The organism is Luteolibacter sp. Populi, assembly GCF_040801775.1.
GTDB lineage: Bacteria > Verrucomicrobiota > Verrucomicrobiia > Verrucomicrobiales > Akkermansiaceae > Haloferula.
In genome coordinates, this window is record NZ_CP161812.1 from 2,064,166 (window position 1) to 2,084,549 (window position 20,384).

At 65.7% G+C, this 20,384-nt stretch carries 14 protein-coding genes; 10 read left to right on the top strand and 4 right to left on the bottom strand.

Going from position 1 to position 20,384, the window contains the following annotated elements; all coding sequences use genetic code 11:
* The first annotated feature begins 166 nt into the window (after positions 1 to 166).
* From ABWK72_RS08125 to ABWK72_RS08155, 7 genes are all read left to right on the top strand, one after another.
* Entirely contained in the window at positions 167 to 529 is a 363-nt protein-coding gene (locus ABWK72_RS08125) for a hypothetical protein (RefSeq protein ID WP_367874291.1), read from the top strand.
* A gap of 355 nt (positions 530 to 884) precedes the next feature.
* Complete coding sequence (locus tag ABWK72_RS08130) at positions 885 to 1,628, top strand: hypothetical protein (RefSeq protein ID WP_367874292.1); 744 nt, start codon at positions 885 to 887, stop codon at positions 1,626 to 1,628.
* Between the two features lie 243 nt (positions 1,629 to 1,871).
* On the top strand, positions 1,872 to 2,993 hold the full coding sequence (gene ychF / locus ABWK72_RS08135) for a redox-regulated ATPase YchF (protein ID WP_367874293.1): 1,122 nt from the start codon (positions 1,872 to 1,874) through the stop codon (positions 2,991 to 2,993).
* A 47-nt stretch (positions 2,994 to 3,040) separates the two neighbouring features.
* Positions 3,041 to 4,822: an acyltransferase family protein gene (locus tag ABWK72_RS08140; RefSeq protein WP_367874294.1), complete on the top strand. Its 1,782-nt coding sequence runs from the start codon at positions 3,041 to 3,043 to the stop codon at positions 4,820 to 4,822.
* A gap of 984 nt (positions 4,823 to 5,806) precedes the next feature.
* Positions 5,807 to 5,989, top strand: coding sequence for a hypothetical protein (locus ABWK72_RS08145; protein ID WP_367874295.1), 183 nt, complete (start codon positions 5,807 to 5,809; stop codon positions 5,987 to 5,989).
* Positions 5,986 to 6,429 carry an NADAR family protein gene (locus tag ABWK72_RS08150; RefSeq protein WP_367874296.1) on the top strand — a complete coding sequence of 148 codons (444 nt, stop codon included), beginning with the start codon at positions 5,986 to 5,988 and terminating at the stop codon, positions 6,427 to 6,429. Before ABWK72_RS08145 ends, ABWK72_RS08150 begins: the two co-directional genes overlap by 4 nt.
* A 99-nt stretch (positions 6,430 to 6,528) precedes the next feature.
* Positions 6,529 to 7,062, top strand: a complete 534-nt coding sequence (locus tag ABWK72_RS08155; protein ID WP_367874297.1) for a 2'-5' RNA ligase family protein — start codon at positions 6,529 to 6,531, stop codon at positions 7,060 to 7,062.
* 217 nt (positions 7,063 to 7,279) lie between these two features.
* On the opposite strand, the gene ABWK72_RS08160 is transcribed toward ABWK72_RS08155, so the two are convergent.
* Together ABWK72_RS08160 and ABWK72_RS08165 are read right to left on the bottom strand one after the other, a co-directional pair.
* Positions 7,280 to 8,242 carry an IS110 family transposase gene (locus ABWK72_RS08160; RefSeq protein WP_367874298.1) on the bottom strand — a complete coding sequence of 321 codons (963 nt, stop codon included), beginning with the start codon at positions 8,240 to 8,242 and terminating at the stop codon, positions 7,280 to 7,282.
* A gap of 515 nt (positions 8,243 to 8,757) precedes the next feature.
* The gene (locus ABWK72_RS08165; protein WP_367874299.1) at positions 8,758 to 9,867 is read right to left on the bottom strand and encodes an AAA family ATPase; all 1,110 of its coding nucleotides are present in this window, start codon (positions 9,865 to 9,867) and stop codon (positions 8,758 to 8,760) included.
* 166 nt (positions 9,868 to 10,033) lie between these two features.
* Between ABWK72_RS08165 and ABWK72_RS08170 the strand changes: the two genes are divergently transcribed.
* The 3 genes from ABWK72_RS08170 to ABWK72_RS08180 all read left to right on the top strand — a co-directional run bounded on the left by ABWK72_RS08170 (position 10,034) and on the right by ABWK72_RS08180 (position 17,734).
* Complete coding sequence (locus tag ABWK72_RS08170; RefSeq protein ID WP_367874300.1) at positions 10,034 to 12,772, top strand: ATP-dependent DNA ligase; 2,739 nt, start codon at positions 10,034 to 10,036, stop codon at positions 12,770 to 12,772.
* A 283-nt stretch (positions 12,773 to 13,055) separates the two neighbouring features.
* A complete protein-coding gene (locus ABWK72_RS08175; RefSeq protein ID WP_367874301.1) occupies positions 13,056 to 15,863 on the top strand; it encodes a hypothetical protein in 2,808 nt (935 codons plus the stop codon).
* 494 nt (positions 15,864 to 16,357) lie between these two features.
* Positions 16,358 to 17,734, top strand: a complete 1,377-nt coding sequence (locus ABWK72_RS08180) for an IS4 family transposase (RefSeq protein ID WP_367870980.1) — start codon at positions 16,358 to 16,360, stop codon at positions 17,732 to 17,734.
* Between the two features lie 124 nt (positions 17,735 to 17,858).
* On the opposite strand, the gene ABWK72_RS08185 is transcribed toward ABWK72_RS08180, so the two are convergent.
* Positions 17,859 to 19,061 carry a zinc-dependent alcohol dehydrogenase gene (locus ABWK72_RS08185; protein ID WP_367874302.1) on the bottom strand — a complete coding sequence of 401 codons (1,203 nt, stop codon included), beginning with the start codon at positions 19,059 to 19,061 and terminating at the stop codon, positions 17,859 to 17,861.
* Positions 19,062 to 19,083: 22 nt separating this feature from the next.
* Positions 19,084 to 19,872, bottom strand: a complete 789-nt coding sequence (locus ABWK72_RS08190; protein ID WP_367874303.1) for an alpha/beta hydrolase — start codon at positions 19,870 to 19,872, stop codon at positions 19,084 to 19,086.
* Between the last annotated feature and the right edge of the window lie 512 nt (positions 19,873 to 20,384).

Genomic DNA, 20,384 nt, shown 5'->3' on the forward strand with positions numbered 1-20,384 from the left:
AAAAACGCCGATCGATTCACCACCCTTGAATATCAAGCGATGGTAACTTCCCCGCCCCGATCCGCACCTTCCAATCCCCCGCGTACACGTATCGAATCCCTTTGGACAGCCACCCCCACCGATGTTAGTAAGTCGGGGGTCTTCGCGAACGTAGTCCCCTAGCCACATGAAACCCTTCTGCTGCGCCATCGCCGCACTCAGCCTCGCGTCCTGCGCCCAAGTCGGCAAATTCAAGGATGCCACCGTTTCCGGCGTCTCCAAGATGGGCAGTGGCGTCGCCAAGCTCGGCGAGGTTTCGAAGGACTCCATCGCCAAACTGATGCCCGCTCCCCGCATTCCCGTCGTGGAAGTCCGGGAGAAGGACCTGCGCGAAATCAAGACCGGTCGCGACCAAGCCGTCGCGTTTGAGAAAACCAAGCGCAACCGTTTCTGGGGATTCTTCAGCGGCCCCGTCGATTTCAAGGAGCCCGAACTCCCCGTCGAGTCCGCCGCCATGGATGGCGAACTGCTTCCTCCCAAGTTGGAGTGAGCCTCTCCGGTTAGGATCGCGGCTTCCAAGCCCCACAAGAGCGGTCCCTCAAAGCCCGCCCCCAGTGGTACGTAGTCCCGCCTTCAGGCGGACGAAGCACCTGAAGGCATGTCCACACAGGAAATCCCGCCCCGCCCTCGTGCCTTCCCATTCAATATTCGACGTTCGATGTTGGACGTTCGCCTTCCGCCTTCCGCCTTCCGCCTTCCGCCTTTCCACTGATCACTGATCACTCGGCACTCTGCCTTTCCCCTCGCCTCCGCGTTTCGTTCGCCTCAAAACTTCGACCTTCGATGTTCCGCCTTCCGCATTTTCCCTAAACCCTCCGTCCTCCCGCCACATCTCCCCTCTGTCGATGAAAACCCAAACACCCTTCCTCCCCATCCTCATCGCAGCCGCCATGGCCGGCAGCGCCCATGCCGCGCTCTACCTCGGCAATGGCAGCACCGGCTTCGGCGGCCCGATCGGCACCGGGTCCCTCCAGGTCACCGACGATGGGACCAACCTGAGCTTCACCCTCACCCGCGGCACCGCAGCCCTCAATGACACCTTCGTCATCTACTTCGATTCGGCCGCCGGCGGTGCCACCGCCCTGCCGAATTCCGGCGAGATCGGCTCCCCCTTCGTCGGACGCCGCGCCGTCGTGAATGAATTCGGCTCCGACCTCACCTTCGGCTCCGGCTTCTCCTCCGATTTCGCCTTCGCCCTCAAGGTCAACGGATCCGCCTCGAACCATCTCTTCACCACCCCCTCCGGCGTCAATGCCAACACCGCCACCTTCATCACCACCGCCGCGGTCAGCAATTTCGGCAATGCCACCGCCGCCACCTACAGCTGGACCATCCCGCTCTCCAGCTTGGACCTCACGCTCGGCGAAACCTTCGATTTCCACACCACCTACCTCAATCCGAACGGCGGCGACGGCTCCGATGCCAGCTTCCGCTCGAACGAGGCGATGGTGAATTCCATGGGCGCAAGCAGCCCCGGATTCGGCGCGGTGACCCTTTCCTCCCCTCTCAGCTACACCGTCACCCCCGAGCCCGGCGTGGCCATCCTCGGCTCCCTCGGCTTCCTCATGCTCCTGCGCCGCAGGAAGTAGGAGGCTGCTTTCTTCTTAGCGCTGGAGGCGCGCCGGATAATTAGCCGGTGGTGGAGTGCAACGGAACCACCGGTAGGGGGTCACGGGGATTCCCGTCCCGAAGGGGCGGATCTCCCCTGCCTTTTTCCCAATTCGCGTCCATTCGCGTCCATTCGCGGTTTTCAAACTCCGACCTCCGGCCTCCGCCTTTCCCGCATTCAAACCTTGGCGAGCCCCCCGCCTTGCCGTAACCCTCGCCGCGCCATGCTCAAAGCCGGAATCGTCGGACTCCCGAATGTCGGAAAGTCCACCCTCTTCAACGCCGTCACCCGTTCCCGCAAGGCGGAGGCGGCCAACTACCCCTTCTGCACCATCGATCCGAATGTCGGCATCGTCGTCGTGCCCGATTCACGCCTCGCCGTGCTCTCGAAGATCTCCGGCTCGGCAAAACTGGTCCCCACCGCCATCGAGTTTGTCGATATCGCCGGCCTCGTGAAGGGCGCCTCCGAAGGCGCAGGCCTCGGCAACCAGTTCCTCGCCAATATCCGCGAGACCGATGCCATCGTCCAGGTCGTCCGCTGCTTCGAGAACGACGACATCATCCACGAGTTGGGCACCGTCGATCCGATCCGTGATATCGAGATCATCAATGCCGAGCTCATCCTCGCCGACATCGCCGCCATGGAGAAGCGCCGCGTCTCCCGCGAGAAAAAGGCCAAGAGCGGCGACAAGGAATCCAAGGCCGAGGTCGAGCTCATCGACAAGCTGATGCCGCACCTCAATGACGGCAACCCCGCCCTCACCCTCTCGCTCAGCGACACCGAGCGCGAGCTGATCAAGGACTTCTTCCTCCTCTCCGACAAGCGCACCATCTTCGCCTGCAACGTCGCCGAAGACGAACTCGCCGCCGCCATCGCCGATCCCGACTCGCACGCGATGGTCGCCAAGGTCCGCAAGTTCGCCGCCGAAGCCCACGGCGCCGAAGCCGTCGTCATCTCCGCCAAGATCGAGGAAGAGTTGGTCGACCTCACCCCCGAGGAAGCCGCCGAAATGCTCGGTGAGATGGGCATCACCGACTCCGGTGTCTCCGCCCTGATCCGCGCCGTCTATCACCTCCTCGGCCTCCGCACCTATCTTACCACCGGCGTCCAGGAAACCCGCGCCTGGACCATCCACGAAGGCGACAAGGCCCCCGCCGCCGCCGGCGTCATCCATACCGACTTCGAGCGCGGCTTCATCGCCGCGGAAGTCGTGCACTACGATGACCTCGTCGCCGCCGGCACCAAGCACGGTGCCAAGGAAGCCGGCAAGCTCCGCATCGAAGGCAAGGAATACATCGTCAAGGACGGTGACGTCATCGAGTTCCGCTTCAACGTCAGCAAGTAAGCAAGCGACCACTGCCACCGCGGTAGCGGTCGACCCATCTTCCCGTCATGGCGAGCTCGTTCCCCTACCGGCCCTCCATCGACGGGCTGCGGGCGATCGCCATCCTGGCCGTCTTCATCTTCCACCTCCACCCCTCCTGGCTGCCCGGCGGCTTCGTCGGGGTGGATGTCTTCTTCGTCCTTTCCGGCTACCTGATCACCTCCGTCATCACGGCGGAACACGCGGACGGAAACTTCAGCCTCAGGAAGTTCTACCAGCGCCGGATCGCCCGCCTCTTCCCCGCCTTCCTCGCCATGGCCGCCGTCACCATGGTGGCGGCATTTTTCATCTACTCCGCGCAGGACCTTGCTTCCACCGGCGGAAGCCTCGCGGCCGCCGTGGCCTCGGTCATCAATCTGAAGCTGATGCTCCTGGGAGGCTACTTCGAGCTCTCCCCGGACGCGGAACCCTTCCTCCACTGCTGGTCGCTCTCCGTGGAGGAGCAGTTCTATCTCGTCTATCCGATCCTGCTGATCTTCCTCCACCGCAGATCGCGGAAGGTGCTGATGCTCGCACTGGTCGGCCTCATGCTCGCCAGCCTGGCCTCATGCCTGGTGATGACGCAGCTCCGCGCCTCCTGGGCCTTCTATCTCCTGCCCACCCGCGCCTGGGAACTCCTCGCAGGCGGACTCCTCGCCCTGAAGCGCCCGCGTCAAGAAGCCGGCACCCGATGGGCCCCGCTGCTCGGCATCACACTCCTGCTCGCGTCCTTCGCGCTTGTTAGAGAAGCCCGCGGCTTCCCCGGCTACCAGGCCCTGCTCCCCGTCATCGGCACCCTCTGCATCATCGCAGGCAGCGGCACCAGCCAGGCCGGCAGGCTCCAGCGGCTCCTCGCCAGCCCCCTGCTGGTCTCGATCGGCAAGCTCTCCTATTCGCTCTATCTCTGGCACTGGCCGGTCTTCTCCTTCGTCGACTACAAGCTCATCCTGTTAGACGAGCCATCGCGGATCCTCATCAAAATCGCCATCACGGTCCCCGCCGCGATCGCCAGCTACCGCTGGATCGAACGCCCGGCCCGGGCCGCGCTAAACCGGCCCGCCCTGCGCCTGCCCGCCCTCGCCGCCCTGGCCGCATGCCTCATCATCTCCATCCCGGTCGGCCTCGCCATCCGCGATGCGAACTACCTCAATGCCCGCGATGGCGCGCAGGGCAAGCTCACCTTCAACTGGAAGCTGAAGACCCGCAGCATCGTCCTCATGGGCGACAGCCACGGCTCCATGTATGGCCAGATGGTCAAACAACTCGCGGAAGAACTCGGCTACCGCCTCATCGTCACCAGCGTCTCCTCCGGCGATCCCTTGCCGATCCTCCATGCCACGGGCGAATCGCTATGGACGCAGAGCCTCGAGACCGTCCGGCAAGATCCACCCGACGTCCTCATCCTCGCCTGCCAGTGGAGCGGCAAGCTGGACCTCGAAGGCGCGCGCCTCGACAAGGCGCTCGAAGAACTCCGCCCCCTGGCACGCAAGATCATCCTCCTCACCCAACCCGCCAGGCTACCGCCCGATGCCACCCGCGATGCCATCCGCCAGGGAGCCCGCCCGCCCTTCCATGAAGAGCCCCTCTTCCGGCCCCGGCGTCTCCAAGCCAATGCCGCGGTAATATCAAGGGCCGCCGGCAACGTCATCGTCCTCAACCTGGAGAACCTCTTTCAAGACTCCAACGGCGTCATCCCCCTCTGGGACGAACAGGGCTACCTCCTCTATCACGATCGCGGCCACCTCTCCAGCCACGGTGCCCGACAAGTCAAAGCCCGCCTCACCGAAGCAATATCAAGCAGCCTACGATAGAGCGGTCCATCAAAGCCCGCCACCAAGGGTAAGTAGTCCCGCCTTCAGGCGGACACCGCCAGCCAAGCACTCCCCCGCGGCGCAGCCGCCATGAACTTCGGTAGCCTCCGTGATGCTTCACGGACGGCTCTTCCCTGGGAGCGCGGAGCCACCCGGCCCGCAGAATGGTCCCTCGCTGCCCTGTCCACGAAAAGTCAGGCAGCCAAGCCACTCCACGTCTCCCCGACAACCCCAATGCCACCAACAACGGACGGCCCACCTGGGACCGCGGGGCACCGCCCGGCAGAATGGTCCCTAGCTGCCCTGTCCACGAAAAGTCAGGCAGGCCAAGCCGCTCCACGTCTCCCCGACAACCCCAATGCCACCAACAACGGACGGCCCACCTGGCCCCGCGGGGCACCGCCCGGCAGAGTGGTCCCCCGCTGCCTTGGCCACGAAAAGTCAGGCAGGCCAAGCCGCTCCACGTCTCCCCGACAACCCCAATGCCACCAACAACGGACGGCCCACCTGGGACCGCGGGGCACCGCCCGGCAGAATGGTCCCCCGCTGCCCTGTCCACGAAAAGTCAGGCAGGCCAAGCCACTCCACGTCATCCCTCCAATCCCGACGCCGCCACCGCCGACAGCCCGGGCACCCATTCGTAGAGCGAAGAGCGAAGAGCGAAGAGCGTAGCGCGAAGAGCGAAGAGCGTAGCGCGAAGAGCGAAGTGCGAAGTGAGACCGTCCCCATCGTCCCGCTGCCTTCCCTCCGAAATCCTCAGATCTCAAATTTGAGATCCATGCACCTACTCCGCCCTCCTGCCTTTCCCCCGCGCCCCCGCGTTTCGTTCCCTCCAATTTCAGAACTTGGCGTCTTGGCGGTTCAACATGTCTTTTCCGCGGATCACCGCTCACCGATCACTCCGCCCTCCTGTCTTCCCCCTCCTCACCCTTGAACCCCGCGCCACCTTCGCCAAACTCCCCCCACCATGAAGAACTCCGGCAAATGCCCGAAGTGCGGCTTGATCCAACCACCCCCCATCTCGACAAATTGATCGTGGCCTCCTACCACAATCCGCAAGCGATCCTCTTCAAGGGTAAACCACAGACCACCGTCTCCGCCTGGGTCTGCGGCTTCATCGAATACTACGCCGACAATCCGGCCATCCTCGTCCTGCCCCCGCCATGACCGCCCCCATCCACTTCTACAGCACCGGCGATCCCTACGGCGAGTTCTCGAACTTCGCCGCCTACCCCATCACCCTCGGCAAGAAGAAGTGGCCCACCACCGAGCACTACTTCCAGGCCCAGAAATTCGCCGACCCCCGCGACCGTGAGGAGATCCGCAAGGCCAACTCCCCCATGCTCGCCGCCCGCCTCGGCCGCGACCGGAAGAAGAAACTCCGCGCCGATTGGGAAGCCGTGAAAACCGGCATCATGCGCCAGGCCCTCGAAGCCAAGTTCACCCAATACCCCGACCTCAAGCAACTCCTCCTCGCCACCGGCAGCGCCAAGCTCGTCGAGCACACCACCAACGACTCCTACTGGGGCGATGGCGGCGACGGCACCGGCAAGAACATGCTCGGCAGGCTCCTGATGGAGTTGCGCGAGACGATGCAGGATGAATGATCCGGATCAATATGTGACTGGGGCATCCTGCTGCGGTCTGGCCATTGCAAGGTTCATCCGTTAGAACGCCTCCGCAGCTTCCACCGGACCGACACCCGCATGCCCCACGCCATCGAACTCTTCTTCGACGACACCTCGGACCTCCGCATCCGCGACCTCTGGGACCGCCTCGCCGAACTCGGTGCCACCTACATGCGCGATAGCGGTGCCCGCCCCCACCTCACCCTCGCCGTCTGCGATAGCATCGATTTCCCCGCCGCCCGCCACCTCCTTGATCGCTTCGCCGAAACCATCGCCGGCTTCCCCCTCACCTTCTCCGCCATCGGCATCTTCCCCGGGGAAACCCCCGTCGTCTTCCTCGCCCCCAAGGTCACGCCCGCGCTGTTAGATCTCCACGCCGAATTCCACACCGGGCTCGCCGCCCTCACTCCCAACCTCTGGCCGCACTACGCCCCCGCCAGGTGGATGCCCCACTGCACCCTCGCCATGGACCTTCCCCGCGGGCAATTCGCCCGACTCCCTGCCCTAACCGACGCAGCCGCCCTCCCCATCACCGTCGAAGCCGTCTCCCTCGGCATCGTCGAGTTCCGCCCCGTCAAGCTCCTCCACTCCGCCGGCCTCGCAGGCAACTGATCTCGTCCTGCAAGCTTGTCTAAGCGCCCTCCCTTTCTTAGAGGCCGCCTTAAAAAGGCAAGGACCGCTCTCCGAGCGGTCCGGCTTATGGCGGCGCTCCAATCCGGACCGGCATCGTAGCGGGGCTTCAAGCCGTCCCCCGCCGGACCTTTCGGAGAAAGGTCCCTGCCTTCGCCAGTTTTCAGACTGCCTCTTAGCACCGGAGGTGCGTCGGAACTTAGTAACGGTCTTGAACCGCAAGAGGATTCTCCAATGATTTTGCCATGATGGCATTGAGGTGGATGAGCAGATGGCGCATCACCGCGACGATGGCAACCTTCGCGATCTTGCCTGCGTCGCGCAGGCGTTTGTAGAGGACCTTGAGCACGGCGTTGCGGCGGATGGCAACCAGCGCCGCCATGTAGAGGACCTTGCGGATCTGGCCGCGACCGCCCCGGATGAAGCGCTTGCCTTTGAACTTCCCGCTGTCGCGGTCGTAGGGGGCCACGCCCACCAGGGCCGCGATGGTGCCGCGGCCGACATGGCCGAGTTCGGGCAGGAAAGCCAGCAGCGTGCGCGAGGTCTGCGCGCCGACCCCGGAGACCGCCTGCATCAGGGCGTCTGCTTCCGCGAGATCCTTGTCGCCGGCGACGAGGGCGGCAGCCCTGGCATCAAGGGCGGCGATGTGTTTGGCAAAGGTTGCCGCGATGTTCTTGTGGATGCGGATGACGAGCTTGCAGGTGTGGTGTTCGGCGCGGTTGAGCTCGCGCTGCATCGAATCGATGAGCTCGGAGCGGGTGCGCATGACGTCGTTGAGTTCCTGGCGCACTTCGCTCTTGGGCTGCAACGGCAAGGGTTTGACCGAGGCGCCGAAGCGGCTGAGCAGGGCGGCATCGAGCGGGTCGCTCTTGGCATGGCGGCCGTGGGATCTGGCGAACTCGCGCACGCGCAGCGGCTGGACGATGCTCACGGGGATGGCCAGGGCCATGGCGGCGGTGGCAAGCGGGCGTTCGTAACCGGCGGTGGCCTCGCAGACGAAGTGGGCGGTGCCGGGGATGCGGGCGGCGGCCTTGAGCAGGGTGGCGATGCCCTTGGGATTGTTGCCGAAGCGGCGGATCTTGCCCTGAAGATCGGCGACGAGTTCGGCTTTGGCGACATCCACGCCGAGGTGGACGACGGGGGATTGTTCCGGTAGGTTCATGGGGTCGGTTCGTTCAGGCTTGTGATGCGAGCTCGCGCCGGGATTGCTCCTGCAACGGCTCATGTAACGGTTCGAACTGGCGATCCAATGACCCGCGACGGTCCTTACTAAGTTTCGGGCTTTTCCGTGAGGATGCCCGAGCCGGTGGACGGACTCGCCGCGGGCCGGGTGGCCGGGGAGCTAACCCGGCCACCCGCTTGGACGCCTGGCGGCAATCAAGCACGCCGGACGGACAAAGCGAAGATACAAGCCGGTGGTGAAACCACCGGACCCCGCCCCCACACGAATCCCGCCCCGGAGGGCCGGCGGAAATGCGATGACTCCCTCCCGTCCCAACCAAAAGGCTTCCGTGTATTCCGAGTATTCCGTGGTTCGCCCTCCTGCCTTCTTCTTCAAACTTGGACGTTCGATGTTGGACGTTCGATGTTCGATGTTTGCCTTTCTGCCTTCCCTCCGTGGTTCGCACTCCTTCCCCTCTCCCCGGCGCAGCCGCAGACCGATTGATGATTGGAAGATTAGTGATTGATGATTTCCGCCTCCTCCTCCCTCCACCACAACCTCCCCGCCTGATCCTCCACGATGTGCTGCGGGTACATCTTCAGCACCCGATAAGCCGTCGATCTCACACACACCTCCGCCCCCGTCAATCGCGCCACCGCCTGTCCCGCGGTCTCCCCGCACATCCCGCGCAGCGCCTTCGCCACCGCCGCCAAGGAAGTCCGCGGCCCCGCAGCAGCAGAATCCCCCGACAAGAACCCCTCCAAGTCGAAGTCTGCATGCGCATCGAAAAGCCCGTTCCGACGGTGCCATGCGCTCGGCTTCCCCTCCTGGCCATCGTTGTTCTTGCAGCAGGTCAGCACCACCGTCCCGTCCGTCACATCATTGCTGGCAGGCTCCAGCGCAAACACACATCGCGCCGAGCTGCCGATCTGATAACTCCCCGCCAGCTCGTGCAGCAGATCCCGCCCGTGCTTCTTCACCGAGTCGCTGCCCTTCTTGCGCATGTGGTGGATGACCAGGATCGCCGGCTTCTCCGCCGGATCTTCAGGCAGGCACTCGAAGATCGAGTCCAGCGCACCGCGGTAATCCGCCTGCTTGTCACCATCCGCCGCCCGGTTCCACGGGTCGATGATCAGCAGGCCCGGCTTCCACTCCGCGATCCGCGCACGCAGTTCCTCCCGGAAGCCCGGCTCCTGGAAGGCCAGGCCGTAGGGCGGCGGCGGCGTGATCCGCAGCCACTCGTCCAGCCCGCCCGGCGGCAGCGCCTCGCCCAGTTCGCTCTTCAGGCGGAAGGGCCCGTTCTCGCACTGGATCACCAGCGAGCGGAAGCGCGCGTGGACCGTGTGCCCCATCCACTCCACCCCGCGCGCGCCTGCGATCGCCAGCGCGATCGCCGCTCGGCTCTTGCCGACGCCCGGCCACCCGCCGAGCACCGTCAGGTTGCCGCGCGTCAGATGGCAATCGCCCATCAGCACGAAGTCCGCCGGAGCCTCGAAGCCGGTGAAGTGCGAGGGCTTCCACAGCGGCAGCCACTCCCGCCGCCGCGGCGGCCGGTAGATGATGGATTCTAAAGTCGGACTCTCCTTGCTGACTGCCTTTTCGGCGGGTGGCGATGCTGCAACCATGTATTCAAATGAACACTATTCCCGACGGGATGACAAGCCACCATTTGTCCGATCCGTCCGACCACCCTAGGGGTGTGGGACGGATCGGACAGACTCTCCCGCCTTTCTTGGAACTTGGCACTTCTCACTTGGAACTTCCTCCTCCGCGGCCACCTTCACGGCGAGAGTGATCGAAGTCCGGTTCCAGCGTGGCCTGTATCTCCCCGAGCCCGATTTGTGGCTCGATCCTTGGGACGCGCAGCCGTGGGCCTTCGTCTCGCATGCCCATGCCGACCATTTCGCGCGGCACGAGATGGCGCTCTGCTCGACCGTCACCGCGGCGCTGGTCCGCGCCCGCTACGGGGTGGCGGAGGAGCGGCTCCTGCCCGCCGCCTACCACGCCGCCGTGGAGCGGAACGGCTACCGCTTGCGCCTGCTGCCCGCCGGTCACATCGCGGGCTCGGCGATGCTCCACTTGACGCGGATCGCCGATGGCGCGACCCTGCTCTACACCGGGGATTTCAAGGTCCGCAAGGGCCGCACCGCGGAGCCGGCGGTCTTCCAGAAGGCGGATGTGCTGATCCTGGAGACGACCTTCGGCCTGCCGCAGTTCAGCTTCCCCTCCCCCATGGAGGTGGAGTCGGCGGTGCTACGCTTCGTGCACGATGCGCTGGCGGACGGCGAGGTGCCGGTGCTGCTCGGCTACTCGCTGGGCAAGGCGCAGGAAGCGCTCGCCCTGCTCCACGAGCACGGCATCCCCGTCCTGCTCCACCCGGCCGTGGCGGACATGACCCGCGCCTGCAAGGCCGCCGGCGTCCCCGGCCTGCCGGAGCCGCTGCTGCTGGAGAGCGGCCTGGTCCCTGCCGGCCACGCGGTGATCGCGCCGCCGAATACGGTGCGCTCGAAGCTCCTGCGCTCGATCGGCAACCGCCGGGTGGCCATGCTCAGCGGCTGGGCGATGGTCCCGGGCGCGACCTTCCGCTACCGGGTGGACGAGGCGATTCCCCTTTCCGACCACGCCGACTACCCCGGCCTGCTGGAGTGCATCCAGCGGGTGCGGCCGAAGAAAGTCCTGACCGTCCACGGCTACACCCGCGAGTTCGCCGCCGAGCTGCGACTGCGCGGGCAGGAAGCCTGGTCGGCGATGGGGAATGACCAGATGGAACTGGCCCTCTCCCCGCCCTCCGCCCGCGGCCCGATGACCGGCAGCGGGATCCAGACCACCGCCAGCGCCCGCCACGTCCGGCCGATCTGCGCGATGGCCGACTTCACCAGCCTCTGCCGCCTGACCGGGGAGACCAGCAGCCGCCTGGAAAAGATCCGCCACCTCGCCGCCTACCTGAAGGGCTTGGCCAGCGACGAAGACTTGGCACTGGCCGCCAACTGGCTGACCGGCCGGGCCCTGCCGCGCGCCGCGGACCGCCGCGCGGCCTACGCCGGCAGCGCGACCCTGCGCCGCGCCCTGCTCAAGCTGCCGGGAGTGAGGGAAGAGAGATATCGGGAGATCTCCCAATCCCAGGCCGATGCCGCCCGCACCGCCCGCCTGCTCCTGCAGGAGCTCTCCCTGAAGCCGGAGCCGCTGGACCTGGCCGGGCTGTCCGCTTTCTTCCACACGCTCGCTCATGCCCCGGGCTCGCTGGCACGGATCGACCTGCTCTCCGCGCGCCTGCGGACCCTGCACCCGGCGGAGGGCGAGACCCTGGTCAAGCTGCTCACCGGCGATCTGCGGATCGGCCTGAAGGAAGGGCTGGTGGAGGACGCCGTGGCCGCCGCCTTCGCTGCCGACCCGGTCAGCGTCCGCCACGCCCACATGCTCACCGGCGACCTCGGCGAGACCGCCCGCATGGCCCGCCACAAGCAGCTTGAGGAAGCCAGCCTGCGCCCCTTCGTGCCGATCAAGGTGATGCTGGCATCCCCGATGCCGGATGCCGCCGCGCTGGTCTCCGTCTTCCCCAACCCGCCACTCTGGCTGGAGCCGAAATACGACGGCATCCGCGCCCAGCTCCACAAGCAGGGCGACAAAGCCGCGCTCTACTCCCGCGACTTGCGCCCGCTGGATGCGGAGTTCCCCGAACTCCTGGCCGCGGCGCGGGAGCTGTCCGGGGACTTCATCCTCGATGGCGAGATCATCGCGCATGCGGAGGGAAGAAGGCTGACCTTCCACGACTTGCAGACGCGGCTAGGGAGGATTTCGACCAGCCAGGGGGACCTCTTTTCTGGAATCTCAAATCTCAAATCTGAGATTTCAGAGGGGAGATCCCGGATCCCGCCCGTTCGCTTCGTGGCCTTCGACATCCTCTGGCATGCGGGTCAGAGCCTGATGCAGCACCCGCTGCGGGAGCGCCGGGCGGTACTGGAGACGCTGCCTTCCCTGCCCGCGATCCAAGCGATCACGGTGCTGCACTGCGAGCCGGACGCGGAGGCGGTGCAGGCGGCCTTCAAGCAGGCCCGGGCGGAGGGCAACGAAGGCCTGATCGCGAAGGACCCGGCCAGCCTCTACTCGCCCGGACGGCGCGGGAAGGGCTGGCTGAAGCTCAAGACTTCCACGACGCTCGACTGCGTGGTGGTGGCCGCCGAGCAGGGCCACGGCAAGCGCGCCGAGGTCCTGTCCGACTACACCTTCGCGGTGCGGGACCGGCTCAGCGGGCAGCTACGGGTGATCGGAAAGGCTTACTCGGGGCTCACGGATGTGGAGATCGAGGAGCTCACGGAGCACTTCAAGCGCCACACCCTTTCCACGGAGCGGCGCAAGCACATCGTGGAGCCGAATCTGGTGCTGGAGATCGCGTTCGACTCGATCCAAGCCTCGAAGCGGCACGATTCGGGATTGGCGATGCGGTTTCCAAGGATCCACGCGATCCGGCGGGACAAGACGGTGGCGGACATTGATACGCTGCAGTATGCGCGGTCGCTGGTGGATGGGTGAGATGGGGGCGGATCTGTCCGATCCGTCTCATTCCCCTAAGGCGGTCGGACGGATCGGACAGAGGTGGTCCGCTCAGTCTCCGTGCGGATGAAACAGTTCTGGCGGCGGCATCTACCCGAGAGCCCCCAAGGTGAGGCGCGCTGCCGGGGACCATTCGCCGCACAGAGGACTGTGCGGACCACCTTCCGGACCAGCGCATCGCCTTTTTCAAACAAACCCTGATGATCCGGGGGTGCGGATTATATATTTGTAAAAATTTATCGCGTAGGGTAGAGCGAGAGGTGTGCTCTCCCTTGGCATTCTCCCCTTCGACGCCTTGCTGCCGGGTTGGTGGCTGGCCGCTTACCTTGCCGGTCTCGTGCTGGTGCCGGTGCTGATTTTAGCGGTGCTGGTGCTACGGCTGCGGTCCTGGCATCCGGCACAGCATACGCCGATCGATCCTGCGACGCTGCCGGGGATGCTGACCCGGCAGGTCCAGCCATGGCTGGGGCGGCTGGGGTTCCTAGGCTTCACGGTGCAGGATTACACGCGGAGTCTGGACGAGCATCAGCGCGAGTGCTTCATCTGGCGGCTGGCGAGCGTGAAGGACCGGACGGTGGCCATCGTGAAGGCGCAGGCCGCGACGCCGACGGCCAAGCCGAAGCTTTCGCTGACGCTGCTGAGCTTCCTGCAGGACGGGCATGTGATCGTGACGGCGGATGCGCCGCTGGCAGCTTGCCTGCCGGAGCACTGGCATGCGATTCACCGCCATTTCACCACCTTGGAGGCGCAGCTTCTGGAGCACCGCAAGCGGCTCGACGGGCAGCCGGTGATCATCGTGCCGCAGCAGCCGCAACTCGGGGCGCGGCTGGCGGCGGAGGAGAAGGCGGTGCCGGATGCGATGCTGGCCAGCGGCAGGTTCGCGACCGTGAATTTCGATGGCGCGGCACCGAAGATGATGGCGCGACCGAAGCTCGCCTGGCGGCAGTTGATGGCGCTACTCAGCGGCAGCGCCTACGCCTCCGGACGGCGCAAGGACGTGGCCGCGGTAACGAAGAAGAGCGAGAACGTTTTCGAGGAGAGCAGCACCAAGCCGCCGGTGCAGGAGCGCAGCGCGGACGAGACGGCGGAGGAGCAGCTCGAGCGCTACCGCTATCTCACGACCACGAAGCCGGGACGGAAGTACTTCGCGGGCCGGATCGGCGCGACGATCGCGACGGTGGTGGTGTGCCTGTGGCTCGGCTTCGCCGCGCCGCTGGAGACCCTGCTGGTGGTGCTCGGCCTGGTGCTGGTGCATGAGCTCGGCCACTGGCTGATGATGAAGGTGTTCGGCTACCAGGGCATGGGGCGCTTCTTCATCCCCTTCCTGAATCCGCTGGACCGCGGGCGGAAGCTGCATGCTCCGGCTTGGCAGCAACTGCTGGTGATCCTGGCGGGACCGCTGCCGGGATTGCTCGCGGGCACGGCGATCCTGGGCGCGGGCATCTTCGTGACGCTGCCCGGCTGGGTGCTGGATGTGGGCGGCTTCGCGCTGCTGATCAATATCTTCCACCTGCTGCCCTTCCTGCCGCTGGACGGGGGCCGGGTGGTGGACATGCTGATCTTCCGGGACCTGCCCTTCCTGCGGCCTTTCTTCACGGCGCTCTCCGGAGCACTGGTCATCGTAGCGTGGTACTTCACCGGCGTGCGGGTGCTGCTCTACTTCGCCTTCGGGATGCTGGGCGGGCTGGCCTGGGACTTCCGGATGATCCGGGTGGTGCGCGGCGGGCGGCGGCTGGGGTGGAAGGATGCGAAGGATGAGGACGAGACGCTGCGGCAGATTTTCAAGGGCGTGCGCGAGGAGGGCAACGACAGCTTCTTCGCCGAGCTGAACTGGCACCGCCAGATCGAGGTGCTGCTGGCGGAGGTGATGCGGAAACGGCCGGGCTTCCTGATGCGGATCTTCGGCGGCGGGGTTTACGTGGCGTCGGTGATCGTGGCGGCCGGCGTGCTCGTCGCCTGCTTCGCGATCGCGGTGGCGGGCAATGGCGAGCATGTGCGGCGGATGGCGGAGGCGACGGAAGAATTCCGCGAGGACTTCCCGGCCGGGCCAGCCGCGCCGACGGAAGAGCTGGCGATGCCCTTCCGCAAACTGGAAGCGAACACGGCGGCGGGCTCGATCCCGGATACGGTGGCGCTGGATCACTTCAACTGGCCGAGCGCGAGCCGCGTGATCAATGCCGGGATGGTGCGTGAGGCTACCTTCGCGGCCTGGATGGGGGCGCTCTGCGGGAAGATGGAATCCGCGCTGCACGAAAACCGCGGGCCGGAAGCGGTGCGCCGGGCCGAGGTGTTGCTGCACATCCGCGCGACGATGGAGCCGGCCCACACGCTGGGCATCCGCAAGATACTCTGGAAGACCGAGCAGACCACGCTCGACGCGATCGAGGAGCTGGCCGCGGCCGGTGAGCTGGACGAGGCGGCGATCTCGCGGACCGAGGCGCGCATCACCGCACTCAACAAGGTGCCGGTGCCGGAGGTGGAGAACCGCCTGCTGGTGGATGGCGGGATCTGGAACGGGATCACGGACACGACACCGCACGATGCGGAGAGCATCCTGGATGGCAGCCTGCCGGCGGTGCTAGACGACGCGCGCTTCTGGCGGCGGGTGCACGAGCGCCGCCAGGCTTTCCTGAACCACGCCTGCCTCGGCCGCGAGGAGATGATGTGCACGGCGGCGGTGGCGCGGCATTGGAAGCTCTCGCGCAAGGTCGGGGAGCTGCCGGAAGATCTCAAGGGGATGGATCCGCCATGGTCGGGCGAAGGCGCGCACATCGCGGAATTCTGCGAAGCGCACCGCATGATCGGGCTGCGGCGGTTGACGACGATCGCGGCACTGAGGTTGGAGAAGCATCGGCGGCAGACGGGGAAGCTCCCGACCATGTGGAAGCATGCGCTGCCGGGCGGCGGCAACCTCGAGCTGGTCCCGGGAGATGAGCCGAAGTTGGTGCTCGAGGACCGGGAAAGCGGCCGCAAGCTGCCGAAGTGGCTGGCGGATGTCCCGCAGCCGGAGCCGGTGGGGCATGTGTGCAGGCTGAATCCTTCGCAGACGGCGGCGCTTTCGAGGAAGTGATTTCGGTGGGGTAGCGAGGTGGGGGGGAACGAACCGCGGAGGCGCAGAGGTCGCGGAGGGAGAAGGCAGGAGGGCACCACGAATCGGACGAATCCTACGAATGGAGAAAGGCAGAGTGCCGGGTGATCAACGAGCGATGATCCGCGGAACGGTGAGAGGGATCCGGGAATTGGGGGAGGACGGAAGGCTGGTCGTTGAGGGATGGGGTGCGGGACGCACCCCCTCCTTGGCGGAGGCAGGTGCTTCGTGGTTCCCGGGGCGTGATCTTGTTAGAGGCTCTGGGGTGGCGGGGGGCTATTTGGAGGGCACGGGTGTGGCGGTCGTTGGGGACCGTTCTGCCGGGCGGTGCCCGGCGGTCCCGTTGGGGGGCTCTTGGTGGGTGCGGGCGCTGGGGGTGGCTTCGTCCGCCTAAAGGCCAATGCCGTTAAGGACCTGTTAGATCACCGCGCGAAATTACGGCTCGTACTACGGAAACGTTTGTTTTGATTGGGCGGATGCACGACGCACCGCATCCCCGTTTTCCCTTCCACGGCAGCTTTCCCCGCGCCTTTGCCGCCTTGCTCGACCCGCCTGCCTGCGACAGCCTCTTCGAGCGCCGCGGGCCTCGCGGCGGCCCGGATCCCAAGCTCAGCCCCTGGCAATGGCTGATGACCCGGACCTATCACCAGCTTGCACCGGCAGGCAGCTTCTCCACGCACGTGAAAGAAATCACCGGCATCCGCATCTCCGGCAGCGCACTGAGCCAGCGCGGCAAAGCCATCGGCTGGGAATTGCTCCACGAGGCGCTGCACCTGGCGCTGCGTCCCCTGGCCGATCCGGCCTTGCATCCCGGGGCCTTCCACCGCGGCCTGCGGCTGCTGGCCATCGACGGCACCACCTTCAACCTGCGCAACACCCCTGCCATCGCGGAGCGTGCCGTCAAGGTGCCCTGCGGCAAGGGCAACGGCCAGCCGGCCTTCGCCCGCATGCTGGCGGTGGTGCTTGTCGAACTCGGCATGTACCAGCCCCTGGCTGCCGCACCCGGCTGGCAGGGCGAAGGCGAAGCCACGCTGGCCCGGCGGATCCTCCAGGAACGGGAGCTGCCGGAAAAGAGCCTCTTGCTCGGCGACCGCCTCTACGGCACGCCCTCGTTGCTGTGGCATTTCAAGCCCGCCCTGGAGAAGGGTGGCGGAGCCTTCCTGATGCGGGTGAAGTCCAACCTCAAGGCCACCGTCAAGGAGCACCTGTCCGACGGCTCGCGGCGCATCGTGGTGAAGGTGACCGATCCCGCGACCCGCCGTGTCGCGGGCACCCTGGAGCTGCGCGAGATCCTCGCCACCGTGACGGTGGCGGGCGGTGGCAAGCCGCTGCAACTCCGGCTCTGGACCAGCCTCATGGACGAAACGCTCCATCCCGCCGCGGAACTGGTGGAACTCTATGCCGCGCGCTGGCAGCACGAATTGTTTTTCCGCGAACTCAAGGTGAAGCTCCACGGGCGCGGCGACCTGCTCGACGCGCAGACCCCTGAAACCGCGGCGCAGGAAGTGCTCGCGCTGCTGATGGCCGCGGCGGTGCTGGCGCTGCAACGCGCGGCGGTGGCGGAAGCGGCGGGCGTGGAGGTCCCGCGGATCAGCTTCGCGGTGGTGCGCGACTACACCGCGGCGATGTGCAAGCTGCTGGAACTCGGCAACGACCTGATGGAATTGCCGAAGCGGGCGATCTGGGTGGCACGCGCGCTCAAGCAACTGGCGGAAGTGGCGCTGATACCGTGGCGCAAGCCGCGGAGCTGCCAGAGGGCGCTGCGGCAACCGGTCAAGGACTGGCCGAAGATGAAACAGCCGAGCTCGTTGCCGCTGCTCAAGAGCATCACGATCAACCCGGCGAGTCCTTAACGGCATTGGCCTAAAGGCGGGACTACTTACCCTTGGGGGCGGGCTGTTGGGGACCGTTCTGCCGGGCCGGTGGCTCCGCGCTCCCAGGGGAAGAGCCTTCCGTGAGGCATCACCGGCCCGAGGTTCAGACGGCGACTTTCTCGGCGGTGGTCATGCCGGGTTTGATGACGACCTTGATGCAGCCGTCGGTTTTGGTACGGAACTTCTCGTAGGCGTCAGGCGCATCCTGGAGCGGGATCTTGTGGGTGATGACGAAGGAGGGATCGATCTCTCCGTTCTCGATCTTTTCCAGCAGCGGGGCGAGGTAGCGTTGGACGTGGGTCTGGCCGGATTTGACGGTGAGGCCCTTGCCGACCAGCGCTCCGAAAGGGATCTTGTCGAGGAGGCCGAAGTAGACGCCGGGAATGGAAAGCGTGCCGGCCTTGCGGCAGGCCATGATCGCCTGGCGGAGGACGTGCGGGCGGTCCATGGTGAGCTTCATCGCCTGCTTGGCCCGGTCGATCACGGCATCGAGCGAGCCGGTGCTATGGGCTTCCGCACCGACGGCATCGATGCAGGAGTCGGGGCCGCGGCCACCGGTCATTTCGATGAGGCGGTCGTGAATCGGATCCTCGTCGAAGTTCAGGATCTCCGCCCTGCCGTGGGTACGGGCCATTTCGAGACGCTCCGGGACTCGGTCGATGGCGATGACGCGGGCGGCACCGAACATCCATGCGCTCTGGATGGCGAATTGGCCGACCGGGCCGCAGCCCCAGATGGCGACGGTATCGCCGGGCTGGATGTTCGCATTCTCCGCGGCCATGTAGCCGGTAGGGAAGATGTCGGAGAGGAAGAGGACCTGTTCATCGGCGAGGCCTGACTCGATCTTAATCGGGCCCACGTCCGCATGTGGGACGCGAAGATATTCGGCCTGTGCGCCCGGGTAGCGACCCATCATGCCGGAGTATCCGAAGAGCCCGGCACCGGCCTGGCCCATCGCGACCTTCTGGAGATCGGCTCCGGGGTTGGTGGTATCGCAGGCGGAGTAAAGCTCCTTCTGGCAGAAGAAGCAGCAACCGCAGGCGATGACGAAGGGGACGACGACGCGGTCGCCCTTCTTGAACTTCTTCACCTCCGCTCCGACTTCGACGACGATGCCCATCGGTTCGTGGCCGATGATGTCCCCCTCCTCCATGGTGGGTGTGATGCCATCGTAGAGGTGGAGGTCCGAGCCGCAGATCCCGCTGGCGGTGATCTGGATGATGATGTCCTTCGGATCGAGGATCGAGGGATTGGGGACGGTATCGACGCGGACATCTCCGACGCCATGCCAAGCTAGTGCTTTCATTCTGTTAGGTGGTTTGGGAGGTTCAAGCGCGGATGGCGGAGAGGTGGCCTTCGAGCCAATTCGAGACGGAGACGGCGACTTCCTCCCAGCCGGGCTCGCCGCAGATGAAGTGGCCGCGACCGGTGAATTCCTTGTATTCGTGGTGGGAGCGCTTGTCCTCGTAAGCGTGGGCATTCCGGCGGACGAGGCTGGAGGGGATGATCTCGTCCTTCTCCGCGCCGATGAGCAGGAGCGGATTGTGCGGTCTTGTCAGATCGATCTGACCTTCATCGCCCATGATATCGCGGAGGACCTGGCGGCTTTCGTGGACGGCGTAGGCCCGCCAAGCGGCATTGCTTTCGGCTTCGCTGAGGGTGTTGGCGAAGTTCCGGTGGAAGAGCTCGGGGGTCATCTCGTAGGGGTCATCGCCGGCGAAGGGATTGGTGATGGAGGCGCTGTTCCGCATGAATCCCCAGTCGAGGGCGAGCATTCGGTTGGGAGCCACGGAGGCGATGCCGACGGCGGCGCGGACAAGGCCATCGGCGAGGAGCTTCTGGGCGAGCAAGCCGCCGAGCGAATGGCCGATGACGACGGGCGGTTCGGCATAGCCGGAGAGGAGTCCGCGGTAGTGGGCGTGGAGATCGGCCAAGCTGAGGGTGCCGAGGCCCGAGGGAATGTTTGCCCGGAGGTCTGCCGGTTCGCCCTCGTGGAGCGGCCAGGGCGGCGCTTCGGTGTCGAAGCCGGTGTTTTGGAAAAAGGAAGTCCAAGTGTCCCAGCTCTTGGGATTTTGGAACATGCCGTGGATGAAGATGATTTTCGGGTTCGCATTCATGACGAGCCTCCTCCCTTGCCGGAGCTGTGCCAGCGGAGCCGCCGGGATGAGAGTGCCGGAGGGAGGACGTTTGCGGAGGCGGAGGGGCCGGCGGGTCTCTTGTTAGCCTGTGCAAAAGGCATGGGTGCCGGGAGCGTTGCAAAGCGTGGCGAAAGCCGGCATGGAGTTGCGGTCGCAAGGCTACCCGTCTTTTCATGCTGCGCGGGATAGGGCCGTTCTGCGGACCGGGCGGCTTGGCGGACCCATGGGGGATCTTGTTAGAGGCTCTGGGGTGGCGCGGGGCTATTTGGAGGGCACGGGTGTGGCGGTCGTTGGGGACCGTTCTGCCGGGCGGTGCCCGGCGGTCCCGGTGGGGGCGTCCTTGATGGCGGGCTGTTGGGGACCGTTCTGCGGGCCGGTGGTTCCGCGCTCCCAAGGGAAGAGCCGTCCGTCGGGCGGGCTACTCCTTGGCGAGATACACCTTCGTGTACCTGGAATATTAATTTTAGTTAATTAAGGGCGGGGCTCCGCTT